At 51.5% G+C, this 17767-nt stretch carries 13 protein-coding genes; 8 read left to right on the top strand and 5 right to left on the bottom strand.

Annotated elements, in window-relative coordinates:
- Positions 1–57: 57 nt before the first annotated feature.
- From bshC to NT073_RS01490, 7 genes are all read left to right on the top strand, one after another.
- The gene (gene bshC / locus NT073_RS01460; protein WP_297367684.1) at positions 58–1605 is read left to right on the top strand and encodes a bacillithiol biosynthesis cysteine-adding enzyme BshC; all 1548 of its coding nucleotides are present in this window, start codon (positions 58–60) and stop codon (positions 1603–1605) included.
- Between the two features lie 48 nt (positions 1606–1653).
- Entirely contained in the window at positions 1654–2247 is a 594-nt protein-coding gene (locus tag NT073_RS01465; RefSeq protein WP_297367687.1) for a 5-formyltetrahydrofolate cyclo-ligase, read from the top strand.
- Between the two features lie 79 nt (positions 2248–2326).
- Entirely contained in the window at positions 2327–3010 is a 684-nt protein-coding gene (locus NT073_RS01470; protein WP_297367690.1) for a hypothetical protein, read from the top strand.
- Between the two features lie 170 nt (positions 3011–3180).
- Positions 3181–4194: an aspartate-semialdehyde dehydrogenase gene (locus NT073_RS01475; RefSeq protein ID WP_297367693.1), complete on the top strand. Its 1014-nt coding sequence runs from the start codon at positions 3181–3183 to the stop codon at positions 4192–4194.
- 126 nt (positions 4195–4320) lie between these two features.
- Positions 4321–5091, top strand: a complete 771-nt coding sequence (locus NT073_RS01480; RefSeq protein ID WP_297367696.1) for an ABC transporter ATP-binding protein — start codon at positions 4321–4323, stop codon at positions 5089–5091.
- Between the two features lie 24 nt (positions 5092–5115).
- Complete coding sequence (locus NT073_RS01485; RefSeq protein ID WP_297367699.1) at positions 5116–6786, top strand: hypothetical protein; 1671 nt, start codon at positions 5116–5118, stop codon at positions 6784–6786.
- Positions 6787–7013: 227 nt separating this feature from the next.
- On the top strand, positions 7014–7253 hold the full coding sequence (locus tag NT073_RS01490; protein WP_297367702.1) for a hypothetical protein: 240 nt from the start codon (positions 7014–7016) through the stop codon (positions 7251–7253).
- A gap of 47 nt (positions 7254–7300) precedes the next feature.
- Here the strand turns inward: NT073_RS01490 and NT073_RS01495 are convergent, their stop codons facing one another.
- The 3 genes from NT073_RS01495 to NT073_RS01505 all read right to left on the bottom strand — a co-directional run bounded on the left by NT073_RS01495 (position 7301) and on the right by NT073_RS01505 (position 10764).
- Complete coding sequence (locus NT073_RS01495; RefSeq protein WP_297367705.1) at positions 7301–7690, bottom strand: hypothetical protein; 390 nt, start codon at positions 7688–7690, stop codon at positions 7301–7303.
- A 120-nt stretch (positions 7691–7810) separates the two neighbouring features.
- On the bottom strand, positions 7811–9229 hold the full coding sequence (locus tag NT073_RS01500) for an enolase C-terminal domain-like protein (protein WP_297367708.1): 1419 nt from the start codon (positions 9227–9229) through the stop codon (positions 7811–7813).
- A gap of 110 nt (positions 9230–9339) precedes the next feature.
- Positions 9340–10764: an SDR family oxidoreductase gene (locus tag NT073_RS01505; protein ID WP_297367711.1), complete on the bottom strand. Its 1425-nt coding sequence runs from the start codon at positions 10762–10764 to the stop codon at positions 9340–9342.
- Positions 10765–11014: 250 nt separating this feature from the next.
- Here NT073_RS01505 and NT073_RS01510 point away from each other — a divergent pair, with 250 nt between their 5' ends.
- Complete coding sequence (locus NT073_RS01510) at positions 11015–11926, top strand: NmrA family NAD(P)-binding protein (RefSeq protein ID WP_297367714.1); 912 nt, start codon at positions 11015–11017, stop codon at positions 11924–11926.
- A 214-nt stretch (positions 11927–12140) separates the two neighbouring features.
- On the opposite strand, the gene NT073_RS01515 is transcribed toward NT073_RS01510, so the two are convergent.
- Positions 12141–16202, bottom strand: coding sequence for an IPT/TIG domain-containing protein (locus NT073_RS01515; protein WP_297367717.1), 4062 nt, complete (start codon positions 16200–16202; stop codon positions 12141–12143).
- Positions 16203–16398: 196 nt separating this feature from the next.
- Complete coding sequence (locus tag NT073_RS01520; RefSeq protein WP_297367720.1) at positions 16399–17727, bottom strand: glycosyl hydrolase family 28 protein; 1329 nt, start codon at positions 17725–17727, stop codon at positions 16399–16401.
- Between the last annotated feature and the right edge of the window lie 40 nt (positions 17728–17767).

Here is a 17767-nt window from a genome sequence, read left to right on the forward strand (position 1 = left end):
GAACCTTGCCGGATTTTTCGTTGTTAAAAACCGGTAACCGCAACCCCCGCCCTCCGCATGGACTGTCAGTACCTGCCGCTGGCCTCAACCGGCCAGTTCTCTTCCCTATTCCTTGATTACATTTCCAATAAAGACAGTTTAAAACCCTTTTACGGTCGTTTTCCGGATGTAGCTGCCTTTGAGGGGCAGCTTACCGACAAGACCTTCGATGCCGACAGCCGGAGGATCTTGGTCGATACGCTGGAGCGACAATACCAGCACATAGCCGTAAAGCCGGATGTGTCGACGCTGCTTCAGCCCAACACCTTTACGGTTACCACGGGGCACCAGCTCAACATCTTCAGCGGGCCGCTTTATATCATTTACAAACTGATTACCACCATTAAGCTGGCCCGTAAGCTGAAGGAAACTTACCCGTCGTACAACTTCGTGCCGGTGTACTGGATGGCTACTGAAGACCATGATTTTGCCGAAATCAACCATTTTTCGTTGATGGGCAATCAGTACGTCTGGGAAACCGAACAACGGGGCGCGGTTGGCCGGATGAATCCCAAAGAGCTGAAAACCCTTTTCGCGCAGATTCCGGAAAAACTGGCTCTGTTTGAAGAGGCTTACCTGAAACACGATACCCTGGCCGATGCTACCCGCTATTATGTCAACGAGTTGTTCGGTGCCGAAGGATTAATTTGTCTGGATGCCGATGATTCGGCATTGAAACGTGTTTTTGCCCCCGTCATGCGCGATGAACTGACCAATCAGCAATCGGGCGAGCTTGTGAACAAACGAACGGAAGAACTGGCATCACTGGGTTATAAAACCGTAATTGCCCCTCGCGACATCAACCTGTTTTTCCTTGATGATCAGCTTCGGGAACGGATCGAACGCAGGGAAGATAACACCTATCAGGTATTACACACGAAGCAGACCTTTTCGGAAAGTGAAATTCTGAAACTACTGGATGAACATCCGGAGAAATTCAGCCCGAATGTCGTATTACGGCCCTTGTATCAGGAAACGATCTTACCGAATCTGGCGTATATCGGCGGACCTTCGGAAGTGCCTTACTGGCTGCAGTTGAAGAGCGTATTCGAGCACTATCAAACACCGTTTCCAATACTGATGCCCCGTAATTTTGCCATGTACGTACCGTCGGTAAGTGCCAAACGTGTTGCTAAGCTTGGCCTTACGCCCGAGCAGCTTTTTCAGGACACACGTACCCTCAAGCGGGAGTTTGTCGACAACCATACCCGTCACACGCTCAAGTTTGATAACGAAAATAAGACCGTCAATAAAGCGCTGGACGCCATTCTACACAAAGCACAGATGGTCGACCCGACGCTGGAACGGGCCGTTCTGGCCGAAACAAAACGGTTTGCCGACGCGGTTGCCCGACTGGAAAAGAAGATGCGACGTGCCGAAGAACGGAATCAGGAAGTGGGTATCCGGCATCTGCTGGCTGTCAAAAATGAGCTTTTCCCGAACGGTGGGCTACAGGAACGCAGTGAAAACTTCCTGACTTTCACCCTCAACGACCGTCAGTTTCTGCCAAAGATGCTGGACGCATTTGACCCCTTCGACTACCGAATGCAGCTTTGCCTCCAGTAATAGTGAGCCTGGCAGGCCAACTGTTAAGTAGATCAACGTAGATCATTTATGACTAAATCTGCGCTCCGGCAGACTTTCCTTGCCCAACGTAAAGCCTTAACTATCGATGAGGTAGCTTACCGCAGCGAACTCATTGCCGGTCACTTTTTTGCCTACCTGGAGAAAAATAACCTTGTCGATGCGTCTACAATCATTCACACCTTTCTGCCCATAAAAGAGCGTAAAGAAGTGAACACCTGGGCCATCATCGAGCTGATCTGGCTGTCGTTTCCGCACATACACATCAGCGTACCGGTTACGGACGAGTACAATCAGCAATTACTGAATTACACCATTTTTCCCGGTACACCGCTAGTCAAAAACCGGCTGGGCATCCCTGAACCGGCCATCGGAAGCCGATACGAAACGGAGCTTGAGCAGATCAGCATTGTACTCGTACCACTATTGACCTTCGATAAACGGGGGCATCGCGTTGGGTACGGCGGTGGTTACTACGACCGGTTTCTGGCGGACAGCGTCCCCCATAGCCGAAAAATTGGGGTTTCCCTCTTCGACCCGGTGAATCAGATTGAGGGTGTTGAGCTCACCGATGTCAAACTGGATGTTTGTCTTACACCTGAGCAGATGTATCGCTTCGATTAAGAATATTTAATCAGGGTTTATTTACTTTTTAATATGAGCAGTCGTTGATTTTTTTATCTTTCTAAAAAGAACTACGGCCATGAAAATACTTCTGATTTTACTGCTCTTATGCCCGATGTCTGTGTGGGCTCAGCAAGACAGACTCCCTCCGCCAGTTCTCCCGGATAATCTGAAACCCATTGAAAGTGATTTAGTCCCATCTTACAATGGACGTTACGGACAGCAGGTGAAAACCCAGTATATGTATGACGGCCTCGACGTTCGTCATGCCAAAGATCTGGGGCAGTATATACTGGCATCTGGCGACCGGGATGCCATCCGCGAATTCAACCGCTATATCAGCAGCAGACATACGGGTGGCTGGTTAATTGCGGGTGGCGTCACGTGGGCAATTATTGGTGCTATCATCATGGGTTCGAACGGGCCGGGCAGCGATGGTAAGTTTACCATGCAGCAACCTTACTACTGCCCGACCGGCTATGCTTGTGGTGGGTCTGGCGGTATGGTCTATGGTGGTCAGATTGTTAGCTATCAAACCGTAACGGATACGCATCGACAAAATATGTATGCCAAGGGTGGTGTCTTTATGCTAGGCGGTGCTATTCTGGCTGGTATTGGCTGGGGACTTAATATGCCGGGACCGCATCTCCGCCGGTCGGTTCAGTATTACAATCGGGCTCTTAAACAGCAGGGCATCTCGTGGCAGATAACGCCTTACTCATCGCTGTCTAACTCGGGGGTTGGTTTGGTTGGACGTTTCTAATTTTTTTAGAATATAATTCCTGACGGTCAAAGTTTTACCCTATTTTTGCAGTCCAATTAACCTATACGGGTTTGTTATTGACAACACACCCTTTTTTATTAACCAATAAATAGCGGATTTCTCCGGCCTATGCTCAGATGGGCAACCCCGGACGGTCCGTATCAAACAAAATGAAAATCGCAGTCGTTGGGGCTACTGGCTTAGTCGGTAGCGAAATCCTGAAGGTGCTCGCAGAACGCAGCTTCCCCGTGTCAGAACTCATTCCTGTCGCTTCCGAGCGGTCGGTTGGTAAACAGATCGAGTTCAAGGGTAAACAGTACACGGTCGTAAGCTTTGACGATGCGATTGCGGCCAAACCTGCCATTGCGATTTTCTCGGCCGGTGGCGGTACGTCGCTTTCGCTGGCACCCAAGTTTGCCGAAGCCGGCATTACCGTTGTCGACAACTCATCGGCCTGGCGCATGGACCCAACCAAAAAACTGGTTGTGCCCGAAATCAATGCCAATACACTGACAGCCGAAGATAAGATAATTGCCAATCCAAACTGCTCGACAATTCAGATGGTTGTGGCGCTGAAACCCCTACACGACCGTTTCAAAATCAAACGCGTAGTTGTATCGACCTACCAGTCGGTAACGGGAACGGGTAAAGCCGCCGTCGATCAACTTTTCGCAGAGCGTACCGGACAGGAAGGTGTTGACAAGGTGTATCCGCACCCCATCGACCTGAATGTTCTCCCCCACATCGACGTATTCCTCGACAATGGCTATACCAAAGAGGAAATGAAGATGGTGAACGAGACCAAGAAGATCATGGGCGACGATTCCATTCAGGTAACGGCCACTACGGTTCGGATTCCAACCATCGGCGGCCACTCGGAAGCGGTGAACGTTGAATTCGAAAGCGAATTTGAACTGAGCGAAGTCGTTGAGCTACTGACCAATGCCGAAGGCGTTATCGTACAGGATGATCCAGCCAATAAAATTTACCCCATGCCGCTGACGGCCCACGGGAAAGACGAAGTATTCGTCGGTCGTATCCGTCGCGATGAGAGCCAGCCCAAAACCCTGAACATGTGGATTGTGGCTGATAACCTCCGCAAAGGAGCCGCTACCAACGCCGTTCAGATAGCGGAATACCTGATGAAGCACAATCTGGTCGAAAGCGAAGAAGTCGCTGCGTAACCATTCTTCCCGACTATTCACCTAAAGTCCCGTTTAGCCTGTTGCTGAGCGGGACTTTTTGCGTAGATTGACACTAGGAAGCTACCCCACGGCAGCGGTACAGGTACTTAACTCATACGCTTTCTAATGACGCCAGTTATTCAACTCCAGAATATTCATAAATCATACGGGTCGACCCTCGTTCTGAAAGGCATCGACCTGAGCGTTTCGCCCGGTCAGATTGTAGGCTACATTGGTCCTAACGGAGCAGGTAAATCGACAACCATCAAAATTTTGATTGGTATGCTTCCGGATTTCACGGGCGAAGCTTCGGTACTAGGCATGGACGTGAAAACGCAATCCCTGGACATTAAACGCCGAATTGGCTACGTTCCCGAAAACGCAGCCCTCTACGACACCTTGACACCCATGGAATATTTGCAGTTCATTGGGCAGCTGTATGCATTAGACCCGGCGCACATAGACCGCAAAGCGCTCGACCTGCTGCGCTTGTTTCAACTCAGCGACTATGCCAACGCCCGGATGACCACCTTCTCCAAAGGGATGCGGCAAAAGGTGCTGCTCATCTCGGGGCTGCTGCATAACCCCGACGTTATTTTTCTGGATGAGCCGCTCTCGGGTCTGGATGCCAACGCCGTTGTGCTGGTCAAGGAGATCATCCGGCAACTGGCGGGCAGCGGCAAAACTATTTTCTACAGCTCACACATCATGGAGGTGGTAGAAAAGATTTCTGACCGGATCATCATCATCAACCAGGGGCAAATTGTGGCCGATGGCACTTTTGCTGAGTTACAGCACCAGCGTCCCGAATCCCTCGAACAACTGTTTGCTCAACTCACCGGCAGCGATGGACAAACGGGTATAGCCGAAGAGTTTATTCACACGCTCAACAACTAATTACCCCATCAGCGTGACGACCCTATGACGACATTAATCCTTTGGCTCCTCGACCGAACCGCTCCCCTTTTTCGGGCGCTGGATGCCGATTACGGCCAACTGCGGGCTATCGTTCAGGTAAAATTGATAATGGATAACCGCCGAAATATTGTTAGTCTGGGCCGGTACGGTAAGCAGTCGGCCGAGAACAATAATAGTTTTGTACGCATTCTGCTTATTTACACCGTTGTCGGTGTCGTAATCAGTCTGGGCATGCTGGCCATTCCTCCTCAGGAGAGTCTATTCTTACCGCTTACCCTTCAGTTTTCGTACATCATGGCTCTCTGCGCCATGACGCTCATCTCCGATTTTTCGTCGGTCATTCTGGACTCGTCCGATAACCAGATCATTCTCCCCCGCCCTGTCGGTAACCGGACACTCTGGCTGGCCCGTGTCGTACACATTACCAGTTATTTGTTCGGGATTGCCCTCTCACTGTCGGTTGGTGGTGTCCTGATTGTCGGGTATCGATTTGGGCCTTTGGCGGGGTTAATGTTTATGGCACTTAGTTTGCTATCGGCGGTGCTGATGGTCTTTCTGACCAATCTCTTTTATCTGGTCCTGATGCGCTTCATCAGCGAGGAGAAGCTTCGCGAAGTCATCAATTATTTCCAGATTTTGATGGCGGTGCTTTTTTACGGCGGCTACCAGCTCCTCCCCCGCCTGATCGGTTCGCAGGACGCCATTTCGCGGATCATAGACCACCAGTGGTGGCATTATCTGGTCCCGCCGATGTGGATGGCAGCTACCGTTGATGTGTTTGTTAAACCGGTACTGGATGTCAATCACCTGATCTTTGCCGCACTGGCTCTGCTGATGCCTGTTGCAGGTATTTGGTTCATGAACCGGTTCCTGACCACCGATTTCACTCAGAAACTAAGCGACATCGACTCCGAACGCCGACCCGAAGCTACGGCCTTTTCTGCTCAACAGTCACCGTGGGGCCAGACAAGCTGGCTGGAGCAACTCGCTACCTGGGTAACTACGAACTCACTGGAACGGGCCGCGTTTGCTTTTACATGGCGCGTAACCGGCCGCGACCGTAAGTTTAAACTCAAAACATATCCACAGTTGGGGTTCGGGCTGGCTTACGTAGTCGCCATGTCTTTCCAGGGGGGAAGCCTTGGCTCAAGCGGCTTCTTTTATCTCTTCGCGCTGTATTTTGCCGGGCTTTACGTCATGGTAGCGCAGTACCAGCTGGGCATTTCAGATAATTATAAAGCATCCTGGATATACGGCAGCGCTCCTATTCAGACACCGGGCGCTGTACTTTTGGGTGCACTAAAAGCTCTTATTTTGAAATTGCTGCTGCCTTTTTACGTCATTCTGGCGAGTTACATCCTGTACCGCTACGGTCTCGACAAAATCAGCGATGTGCTGCTGGCCTTCAGCAACTCACTGGTCATGCTTGTCAGCTCGGCTTTATTATCGACCCGGTATATGCCGTTTTCGTTAGCCCCCGATGCCCTTAAGCAGAACAACACCGCCCGTGGGCTGCTGACCAGTCTTATTCTGGCGGTGATTGGCTTTTCACATTACGGGCTGACGTTTATCCCCTACGGTGTGTGGGTAGCAACCCCGCTCTCGGTAGGTATTTTCTTCCTGTTGCTTCAGTATTACAAAAAGACCGCCTGGAGTGCCATTGAGATGGGCTAGCCGAAACAACAATACCAGCTCGATCCGCACTAATCAGTTATTATTTACCAGAAATACCTTCTTCGTCACAGCGGAAAGATGTTTTGCTACGCTTAATCAATTGATAAATCCTGATTTGACAGATTTGCGTAGATTGCTAAGGCTGAACAAGTTAGTTGCGGACCTGATGTAAAGGCTTGCAATTATGTTTCAGCCGGATAAAGCGCTACATCTCTCCACGATAATCAATGGCACTCATGGTATTCATATTGATTGCAGGTGGTATAATCTACTTGGTTGTCGACACGACAACCAAAAGAGAATTCAAAAAAAAACAGTTGCAGGAAGCGTATCAGCGGGCACTGGCCAGCGGCAATAAAGGCCATGCATCACTGGCTGGCCGGGCTTATTACAGCTATCTACGCAAAGGAATACCCACACTCGCCGATGAAGCAACCATTCTCCATGATATAGCCGCCATGCAGTAAGGAAGGCCGGCGTCTAATTACGGTACAGACACCTGACCGCGCAATAGCTACACATTGTCGGTACTCTTCAAGGCCCAATAGATCAGAGCTGGCTGAAAAAATAAGCGACCAAACCGCTTACGATCCGTATCCAATCCGAAGGCACTTCGCTTGTTGACGTACTGCGAAATATTGCCGGGAAAAACAGCCGTAAAAAAGGCTGCTGCTACCTGTCCTACAGCCTGCTGGCGTTTCTCATCTGTCAGGATCAGGCTACTCCCCAGCGCAATTTCGGCGAAACCAGAATACAGCACAGTGTCATCTTTTGGCAAGGGCACCCAATCCGGCACCTGGGCCTTAAATGCTTTTCGGGCGAAGGTCAAGTGGCTGATACCCGCAAAAACCAGTGTGCTTCCCAAAACAATCCTCGCTACTTTTTTAGCCGTTTTATCGTTCATCGTTTCCGTGCATTCAGTAAAAGTTCTCTACTGTACCAACTAGCTTATTCTTAGAAGGTTTAGTTGAGTCGTCAACGGTCACTCGGTCAGGACGTAGGCTGAACCACCGTACAGGGCTGCTCACACCTCTTCGAACAGTTGCTCGTAATGCGCTGATGGCAGGAGAATACCGCCACTTTCGGCATAAAACGATTGATCTGTGGGGTATACGCCCTGTTGAGTTTTGGTCCAGCTGGCTCCTGCTTTGGGGTGATAGCTCATGAGCTTATCCCAGTTTTTGAAGTACTGGTGCCCGTTCGTTTCCTGCAGGCCGATGGTTACACCCGGAAAAGGTGGCAGACGAGCCGCTACGTTTTTATTCCAGTCGACCAGAATGGGATTGACTGTCAGATCAGCGCAAAAGCAGGGAACACCTTTTTCGTACGCCAGCTGCGTAATTTTCATGGTCATACTCAACGTCTTCGCAATGGCTTTTACGGCAATGGCTGAGTACCCCTGCTGAATCCGGACAGCCGCATCCTCGACGGTATGGGCACTTTCGTCGGCGGCAATCCGAACGCCCAGCTGACCGACAAATTCTTCATTTCGCTCTTCGAAAGGCTCTTCAATAACCGCAATCTGATCGAAGGCTCCAATCTTTTTAGCATGGTCCAGAAAACGCAGCAACGTATCTCTCTTCTCATATCGGCCATTGGCATCGAAGTAATACGGGATTTTACCGCTTTTGGTGTAGGGCGTTTCGTAATGCCCGATGGCCTTATGTACCGCCGTCAGAAAAGCGATGTCTTTTTCCAGCATTTCGGCCTGTGTTCCCGCCGAGCCGGTTTTCAGTTTCAGGATAAAATAGCCTTCGTCGGCAGCGGCTTTAATTTTGTCGGCCGTTGTCCCTACGCTGAACGACGGGATACTGGCCACTTTAGTATGCTTATACGATAGGCCCGGCCGGTATTTTTCCGGAATCATGTCATCAAACCGTGTCAATTTATTTTCCTGAGCGTACAGCAACCAGGCGGCATTGTCTACACTTACCAGGGCATTGAGGGCAAAGGTTTTCCGCAAGTCAGGATTACCCGTGATTTTTTTTGCGTAGGCATAGACCTCGGGCAGTAGCTCATCTACCAGCTCAACCGGGTTGGTGAACGAGTTTCCTTTCATGAGTTGCAACGCCCGATCCGTTATCGCATACATGAGCGCATTACCAACCCGCTCCGAGTGAGCCGCAAACACCTTCGCATCCGACCATAGCACGCCCTGCGTACATAACCCAACTTTACGAATGCCCGATTCACTTTCGAGCAGGGCCGCTGTTTGCCAGCTTTCCGTTATGGCACTGCCTTTAAAACGATACGGGTTGAGCGGTTCGCGTTCAAAATTGGAGTCAACCCGCTTAATCCGGATGGAAACTGGCGACTGCCTGACCGATGGATTTTTGCTCAAGTCGGCCGTAAAGCCAGTCATACCAGCCGCCACCAATGAGCTTGCAGACTGGATAAATTTCCGACGATTAAGGAATTCGTTGTCATGTGGTTGCGTAGTCATCAGAGACGTAGCGGCCGTTAAATTAGCCGCTTCATGAACAAACCGATCAGCCCTTCGAAACTACCCATCCTCACCTCAACACCTTTAGGCTGGCTCTATGCTTATCTGCTTCAGGAACGGGCCAGTTGTCGAATCATTCCCTCAAAAATATACCCGTGAAAAGGCAGTACCGCATACCAGTACAGCCGCCCCCAAATGCCCAGAGGACGGAACGTGGCGGTTTGCTCCAGGGTATTGTCGGGATGAAGCCGAAACTCCAGCCAGGCCTCTCCCGGCAGTTTCATTTCGGCATACAACAGCAACCGTTTCTGAGACCGGCTGGCTAATAGAACCCGCCAGAAGTCCAGGGCATCGCCCGCCTTGATTCGGCTTGGACTTCGGCGACCCCGGCGCAGGCCTACTCCGCCCACCATCTGATCCATCAGTCCCCGCAGCGCCCAAAGCCAGTTGCCGTAATACCAGCCTGTCTGCCCGCCAATAGACCATATCTTATCAAGGGTCCGCTCGCCATCGGCTACCTTAATCCGGCGGTGGTCCTTGAAGCAGCCCTTTACCGGCACCTCAATATACTGAGCCAGCCCTTTGCGGAGGACTGGTGTAGCCATGGCATCTTTCCAGCTGGAGATCACTTCATTTTGTTCGATCTTATCGAAGGCCATGCTTATGGCTTCTTTATAAGGAATCAGTTCGATACCCAACAGGGAGTCCAGCTTATTGGGCGAACCCACCACTTCTACTTTCATGCTGTCTACCAAATGGCAGGCCAGCGGATAAGACGTAGCCGTCACAAAATACAGCCAGTACGACGACAGTTTGGGCGTCATGACGGGTACCACCACAATGGTGCGCTTGAGGCCTCTTACCTGCGCAAACTGTAGAAGCATCTCTTTATAAGAGAGCACATCGGGGCCGCCAATGTCGTAACTGGTCTGATACGTTTCCGGACGCAGCAGTACCCCGGCCAGAAAAGCGACCACATTGCGAATGGCAATGGGCTGGCAGCGGGTATGCAGCCAACGGGGGGCAACCATAACGGGCAGTTTCTCCACCAGATCACGAATAATTTCGAAGGATGCACTACCCGAACCTACGATAATACCCGCCCGCAGCGTCGTTAGCGGAATGCCCGCCGAAGTCAGAATGTGTTCTACCTGCTGGCGGGAGCGTAAGTGTTTCGACAACTGAGGTTGATTGACAATGCCGCTTAAGTAAATGATCTGACGGGCAGCTGTGGGCCGGAGGGCTTCAACAAAATTTTGAGCGGCTGTGGCTTCCAGTTGGGCAAAATCACCGGTTGGCGAAGCCATCGAATGAATCAGGTAGTAGGCCGCGTCGATATCCGGGGGAATATTCCGAAGCGTTTCCGGTTTGAGGAAGTCTACTTCAACGAGCTGTACATTGGAGAAAGCGAGTTCTGGAGCCTGAAAGCGAAGCTTGTCCCGCACACAACACACCACGTCATGGCCATCCTGCACCAAAACAGGTAGTAATCGCTGGGCAATATAACCGGTGGCACCCGTCAGCAGAATCTTCATTTTTTCAGGGTAGTAACACGACTGTTCATATTGCAAGGTACGGCTGACGAACCGCTTGTGAAGCCGTAAAGTTTACCCTATGGTAAATTGTTTATACAAACCATGCCGCGAAACAGCCTTACACTCGTTGAACAACAAACAATACAACGCTTATCGTGTAGTAATTAGATAGATTTGTCACCTATGGGACCAATTAGCCCACGATCTTTCCATTTAGAAGCGTAAAGTCCGTCACGTCAACAACCTAACCATGAATAGTACAATAGCAGTAGCTGGTGCCACGGGCGATCTGGGCGAACGAATTGTTAAATTTCTGGTAGAACGGGGTGCCGATGTGCGCGCGCTGGTTCGCGCCAGCAGCAATAGCGCAAAAATTAACGAACTCGAAAGAATGGGGGTTCAGGTCGTCAAGCTCAGTGCTTGGACCGTCAACGAGCTAACGGAGGCTTGCCGGGGCGTTTCCTGCGTCGTGTCGGCTCTGTCTGGCCTGCGCGAAACGGTCATTGATACCCAGAAAGTGCTGCTCGATGCGGCCGTGGCGGCCGGTGTTCCTCGCTTCATTCCATCCGATTATTCGATTGATTTCACTAAACTTCCGGCCGGTCGAAACCGCAATCTGGATTTAAGGCGGGAATTTCATGCTTATCTCGACAAAGCGCCCATTGCCGCCACCACCATTTTCAACGGTGCCTTTGCCGATATGATTACGGGACAGATGCCCATCATTCTCTTCAAGCTACACCGGGTTATGGTTTGGGGCAATGCGGATCAGCGCATGGACTTCACCACCAAGGATGATACAGCCGCCTTTACGGCGAGTGCGGCACTGGATAGTTCGACACCCCGCTTTCTGCGCATAGCCGGGGATCAACTGAGCATCCGGGAGCTGACCGGGGTGGTGAGTGAAGTAACCGGAGAGAAATATAATATATTACGGCCGGGTGGGCTGGGGGCACTCAGCACCGTTATTACCATTGCCCGTTTTGTTGCCCCTGGTGGAGACGACATTTACCCCGCCTGGCAGGGTATGCAGTACATGCGTGATATGCTGGACGGACGGGCTAAAGCCGCAACCGTCGACAATGATCGCTATCCGAATATACACTGGCATACCATCAAAGATGTACTAACCGGGTTTGTGGCGAACGGCAAGCCGGTTTAAGCGTGCAGTATGGGAAACCTGACCATTCGCCCACTTCACGCCGACATCTGTTTCTGGTCTGACAGAATCCCTTAGCGTTCCTATAAGTCAACCGCTTATAGATTAGCCCTTGACCAAGTGTTGTGCCCAACGACCACGGAGAAACCAGAGCTTCTTCAGGGCCGTTGGGCACAATTTGTTTTTCCGGGACTCAACGACTGAGTCGACACGCTTATCAGAATCCCAGAGCCTCCACGGTCAGATCAATGGTGTTCCAGTTGCCTACGGTTACAATAAGATCGTTGTTTGTCGGGAGCGAGATTGGGGCCATTTTGTTAACCGGCACATTGGTGGCCTTATCTACGGCAAACGCTTTCACAACCACGTTCTTCATAACACTTCGGTTACCTAATCTGAACAGGCTTAGGTCTGGCGAGACGGTAATGTCCATTTCGGTGGCCGGGCCACCACCAACCCCGCTAATCGCCAAAGACCGAACCTGATTATTAATCAGTTTAGAGATCGTAACGGTAAAATCCTTTTCAAGGTGAGGGGCAAAGCGAATCTGCGAGGTGTCGGCGTTGACCATTAGTATATCCCGGTGGCCGACCTGAGTGGCTACGTTTTCCAGCTTGATGGTTGTGCCATCCGGCATAATGCTGTTGAACGTGTAGGTCCCATTGCCATTGCCAACGATGGTACGCGTCAGGTTACGCCCTACGGGTAGCAAGTAAGCTCCTTTAAGCAGATAACACGGGTGGCTATCGGGTATCTCACTAAATATCTGATCATTAAACCGTCCCACGCGCAATCCGTTTTCGTCCAGAATCTCCAGGTCGGCCGGGCTAAGGAGAAAGTCGATGACAAAGCCGGTAAGGCCAAATGGGCCACCAAATGGCAGGTCGTGGTCGGCAAGCAGGTAGTCGCCGTTGGTCCAGTGCCCCAGAACAATTCCCTGCGTGCTATCGAACTCAGCGGCCACAGAATCGGGGAAATAAGCATAATGCAAAACACCACCTACTTGCCGGAACTCTAACCGGCAATTGTTACTGGCTTCATGATTACAATCCCAGCAAAAGAGCTTTACGCCGTCCAGGCTCGATATGGTCGTGCTGCCATCGGGGCTTAGCTGTGGCCCCGGATGTCCGTCCGGATACACGAACCGATATGGCATGAGACAATGGGAAGAACTGAGCTTATCGATGTAGCCCGCATCCCATACTTCGCCCGACGGGATAAAAAACAGCAGGGGGGCTACGTTCCGGTCGCAGCCGGTCATAAACGTTCGTTCGATCTGGCGGGCGGTACGTTCTACCCTCGCAATGCCCTGTCTGCCCTGGTCATGGAAATGCAGGAGCGATTCGCGGCTTAGTAGTTTACCGTGTACCGCTGTCAGCATCGTTTGCACACTAGCTAACGTAAGGGTATGGGCGTCGGTTTCGCCTTTCCATAGTTTGTCGGCCACAAGGCTTGCCAGCGAGGTGCAGAAACCGGTTGCCAGACCACCATTGCCCGTCCCTCTCAGGAAGTAGTTGTAAAACCCGTAATAAGCCGCCGTCAATATAGGATGGCCGAAGATGGGGTCAAGCTGCTCATGCCAGACTTCGGCGGCACCGAATGTGTCTTCGTAAGTACCCCAGGAAGGAACTCCCGTTGTAAAATTCGAGAAAGAGAGATTATGAACACCAAAGGTGAACGGTATTTCCAGAATCCGTGGTTTGGCGGCCGTGCGGGAATTACTGACCAGCCCATCGGGGTTACGCACGGCTACGGTTACCGAACCGCCACTGCTGCCCATACCGCCGGTGCCAACCATGCGGAAGGTGATCTGCGTGCCTGCCGCATTGACAACACCCGGAATAGCATTACCGTCAATAAGTACCGAAGCATTGGGTAAAAAAGCTTTTCCTGTTATCGTACTATCGGTGGCCGGTGGCAGTACTGCGGGCAACACATCCAGGAGCGGTTTTATATAAATTGGGATGCGGTTACTTTCTGTTCCATCCGCAGCCCGTCTGACAAATACTGATTTTGCACCACCCGTTATGCCGTTCGGCACCGTAACCGAGATACTCTCGTCGGCGTTCAGAGTTGGCACCAGCGTAGCAACGCCGTCAATAACAACCCGGTCGGTATCGGCAAATCGATTCCCGCGAATTAGAATGGTATTGCCCGGAAAAACATCCTGCGGGGTAATCTCGGTGATAAAGGGGCGCGTCATGAGGTCATCCCAGGCATCCTGGGTGAACTGGAAAAAACTATTGGACGCATCCATACCGGCATTACTGCCCTGACCACCTGCAGCACCCGGCTGACCCTGAGCCCCGGCATGACCGTCATTGGCATCTTTGCAGGTCTCTCCCACGCCACTGCGGCCTCCGCGTCCGCCAGCTCCCCCCGCGCCCGGCTGTCCACCGTTTCCGCGTTGCCCACCCTGATTTTTCCACTGAAACTGTGCGGCAGAAACTGTCGCTGCCAGTGTGCCATCCAGTACCCCAATGACGATGTTGCCACCGTTGCCGCCGTTGCCCCCCCGGCCACCGTCGCCCCCACGACCACCGTTGCCACCATCGCCCCCGTCGCCCGGGTCGGTATCGCAGTGCCAGCCAAAAAACCAGTAGCGATGCCCTACGTGCCCGTCGCCACCGTCACCTCCGCGACCTCCCAGCTGACCCCGGCCACCCTGAATACCATCCTCTCCGTTTAGGTCGATGCCGGGAACATTTGTCAGGTTTTTCACCCACATCTCCAGTGCAGGCGCGTTACGCCCGGTGGCGCCATTGATGCCGCTTTCGCCCGACTGCCCATTGTCGCCATCGAGCCCGTCTCGTGAGTTGGGTTTTGTTTGTACGCCGTTCCAGCCACGGCCGTTTAAGTCCGGGTTATCGAGCCGGCCCGGTGTGCTGCCGCCGGGCCGACGCCAGGTTATTTTTGCATTCGGTCCACAGATCACGTTCTCCGCAATAATGTAGAGCTTTTCCACATCAGGGCTGATTATGAGCTGTGTATTAGTCAGGTCCAGCGTACCCGCAATGATGACGGATGTATTGATGGGCAGCGTATGCAGCATTAATGGACGGGGAGCCTGACCCAGCCCTGGCCATTGATCCGGGTTTCTGGCTTCTACGTTTTTGAGGAGCAGGTCTTTATTTACCAGCGTAAGATCTTTGCTGCCGACCCGCACAACATCGCCCAGGTTCAGGCTGGGGCGTAAGGCTTCCACTGTCGAATTTCGGGCAATGCTTTCCCTGGATGGACGAAAGACCGGAGGGGTATCGAAACGGGCTACATCGACTCGATTCAGAACGGTTGCTCCAACAGCTACAGGGACCCGAATACCAGTCGGGTTGGTTACCACTTCCGTTTTTGCGGCTTTCAACACCGTTGCGCTGTTGCGGTTGGTCATGAACTTGGCCAACTGTCCTTTTTTATCCGTAACCGATAGGCCTTTAAACTGGGTAGCCAGTTCACTCCAGTTTATTTTTATCGTATCGTTCTTTTTAGCGGCCACCAGCACCTTACCCCGTGCGATGGTAGTAGGCATAGTAATTTTCAATGTGTCGAGATCGCTGATTTTTTCAACCCCGGCTGCATTCATGATTTCTTTAATGGGCTGAAGTCGGGCGTGGCTTGCATCCAGGCTCGGATTTACCGTAACGGAGCGGCCAATCTTTGCCTTAAGCGCCTGTTCCAGAGCGCGGGCATCAACTACGCGTTTAGTCCAGTCGACTCCCGTAAAGGCACCGTTTCGGATGCCTATATTGCCAATATTTCCTTTGAACTGAAAGCCGCTACCATCAACCCAGGTACCTACTTTAAAACCCTGCTGACCAACGGCTGCCATCGTTCCCGGAACCAGGGCCGTACCCACGCTTACCCCATCGACGTCGAGGTTCATTGCACCGGAGATATCTCTTGAAAAACGAACTGCCTGATCTTTTCCCGGACTCAGTGGCGCGTTGCTTTTTACCATCTGCCACCCTTTCCCCTGTATATTCACACTGCCAACCAGAAACCCTTTATCATCCAGAAAGAAAGCGGCTGGTACCGCTTGTCCTTCCATTATGTTCTGTCGGCTACCCACCACAACGGTTGGGTTTATGGTGGCTTCGAGGGTGAATGCCCCTGCTTTTTCCAGTTCGGGCATAGGCCCCAGGTCGATCGAGCCTTTGTTGAATTGAAACTGGTTTTCGATTTTGGTAATTCGTGTATCGCCATTCAGTTGAAGGGATGTTCCTTTCAGAGAACCATCAAAGGCTGAATTGTTTTCCGTGCGGGCATACAGGAGCGTTTTCATGTGATTTAGATAGCGAAAGAGCGTGATAGAATCAACTGACCCACCGGGGTTTCCTGTGGGTTCAGGATTAGTCGCGATTCTTCAGCCGGGAACAAACACATCTTTTCTCAGAAACGGGCCGTCTGCAAAATATGGTTGGCCTGTGCAACGATTAAAACCTGCCTTTTACCCTCTCCAGTCACGTCTTACCCATTAATTACTCGATAAGTTTATGATTGACTGCCACGTTTTTGAGCGTGAATCCATTGACTACGGTTTTATCGATGGCCGCGTTTTTACTGTCGACCACCAGGTTTTCGAAGGTAAAATTAGAGAGTTTATTATGCTCCGAAGGAGCAACATCGAAGAAGGTGTCGCAGGTGAGTTCAATGTTTTTCAGGCTTACGTGGTCTGAATAGGACAGCGGTATGTCCGGGCGCCCCTGTAGATCAAAGAACTGCGTCCAGGGCTTCACATACAGCAAGCTATGGGCCTGACCTTTTATGTTTTCGACCCGGATGTATTCATATAGTTGCGGTGTATCGGGTCTCATTTTAAGCCACAAGACCCGGTCGGCCTCGCTCACATGACAGTTCCGCATGATGATGTTCCGGTTATGAATTGCTTCACTGCCGCAGGTAAGCGCCGAATGGCAAAAGCCAAACTCACAGTCTTCAATGATAATATTGGTGTTGGCTCCGTTGCCGGGTTGCCGGTCGGCCCAAGGGCCTTTGCCGCCTTTAAGGGCAATAGCGTCGTCATTGACCGACAGGTAGCATCCTTTGATGAGCACGTTTGTACAGGCATCGATATCGATAGCGTCGGTACTTGGTGCTTTTACGGGTTTGTACGGCGAATAAATATGCGTGTCGAGCACTTTTACGTTTGTACACTGATAGAAGTGGCTTGTCCAGAAACCCGCATTATGAAGCTTTACATCCTGCACCTGTACGTTGTTGCATTTCCAGATAAACACCAGCCGGGGACGTGAAACCTCCAGATTTGTACAGTTCGGATTTTCTTTCCGTCGGGCCCAAAATGCTTCCCAGAAGCGTAACTCGTTGCCATCAATCGTTCCCTTTCCCGAAATAGTAAAGCCATCTACCTGATAGGCATTGACGAGTGCAGCAAAGTAATCCAGGTTCTGGCCCTCCATCCGCGAGGGTAGCTTTGGGTAGTCAGCAATGTCGTTCGATCCTTTAAGAACAGCCCCTTCTGCAAGGTGCAAATGGGTTTTAGGCTTGAAGAACAAAGCCCCGCTCATAAACGTACCCTCCGGAATGACAACTACGCCCCCACCCTTGCGGGTTGCCAGGTCGATCACCTTCTGAATGGCTTCCGTCTGTACACGCGTGCTGTCTGAGCCTACCCCATAGTCCGTAATTACGTACCGCTTGCCAAGTTGATCAGGGCTTACTTTCCGGACTGTTGTAAACCAATTACTGATCGGACTTCCATCCGGAAATGAGGCTTTCTCCACCTTCTGTGCCCAAATGGGTATACTCATCATTACCGCACACAGCAGTGCAACTAATCTTGTCTTCATACTAAACCAGGTCTTACCCACCGAACTTGTGCTTAAAGAG

Source organism: Spirosoma sp. (genome assembly GCF_026391055.1).
Taxonomy (GTDB): domain Bacteria; phylum Bacteroidota; class Bacteroidia; order Cytophagales; family Spirosomataceae; genus Spirosoma.

Coding starts and splice junctions, on each gene's coding strand:
- NT073_RS01520 (WP_297367720.1), bottom strand. CDS start 17,727: ATGAAGACAAGATTAGTTGCACTGCTGTGTGCGGTAATGATGAGTATA.
- NT073_RS01500 (WP_297367708.1), bottom strand. CDS start 9,229: ATGACTACGCAACCACATGACAACGAATTCCTTAATCGTCGGAAATTT.
- NT073_RS01515 (WP_297367717.1), bottom strand. CDS start 16,202: ATGAAAACGCTCCTGTATGCCCGCACGGAAAACAATTCAGCCTTTGAT.
- NT073_RS01475 (WP_297367693.1), top strand. CDS start 3,181: ATGAAAATCGCAGTCGTTGGGGCTACTGGCTTAGTCGGTAGCGAAATC.
- bshC (WP_297367684.1), top strand. CDS start 58: ATGGACTGTCAGTACCTGCCGCTGGCCTCAACCGGCCAGTTCTCTTCC.
- NT073_RS01465 (WP_297367687.1), top strand. CDS start 1,654: ATGACTAAATCTGCGCTCCGGCAGACTTTCCTTGCCCAACGTAAAGCC.
- NT073_RS01480 (WP_297367696.1), top strand. CDS start 4,321: ATGACGCCAGTTATTCAACTCCAGAATATTCATAAATCATACGGGTCG.
- NT073_RS01470 (WP_297367690.1), top strand. CDS start 2,327: ATGAAAATACTTCTGATTTTACTGCTCTTATGCCCGATGTCTGTGTGG.
- NT073_RS01495 (WP_297367705.1), bottom strand. CDS start 7,690: ATGAACGATAAAACGGCTAAAAAAGTAGCGAGGATTGTTTTGGGAAGC.
- NT073_RS01510 (WP_297367714.1), top strand. CDS start 11,015: ATGAATAGTACAATAGCAGTAGCTGGTGCCACGGGCGATCTGGGCGAA.
- NT073_RS01505 (WP_297367711.1), bottom strand. CDS start 10,764: ATGAAGATTCTGCTGACGGGTGCCACCGGTTATATTGCCCAGCGATTA.
- NT073_RS01485 (WP_297367699.1), top strand. CDS start 5,116: ATGACGACATTAATCCTTTGGCTCCTCGACCGAACCGCTCCCCTTTTT.
- NT073_RS01490 (WP_297367702.1), top strand. CDS start 7,014: ATGGCACTCATGGTATTCATATTGATTGCAGGTGGTATAATCTACTTG.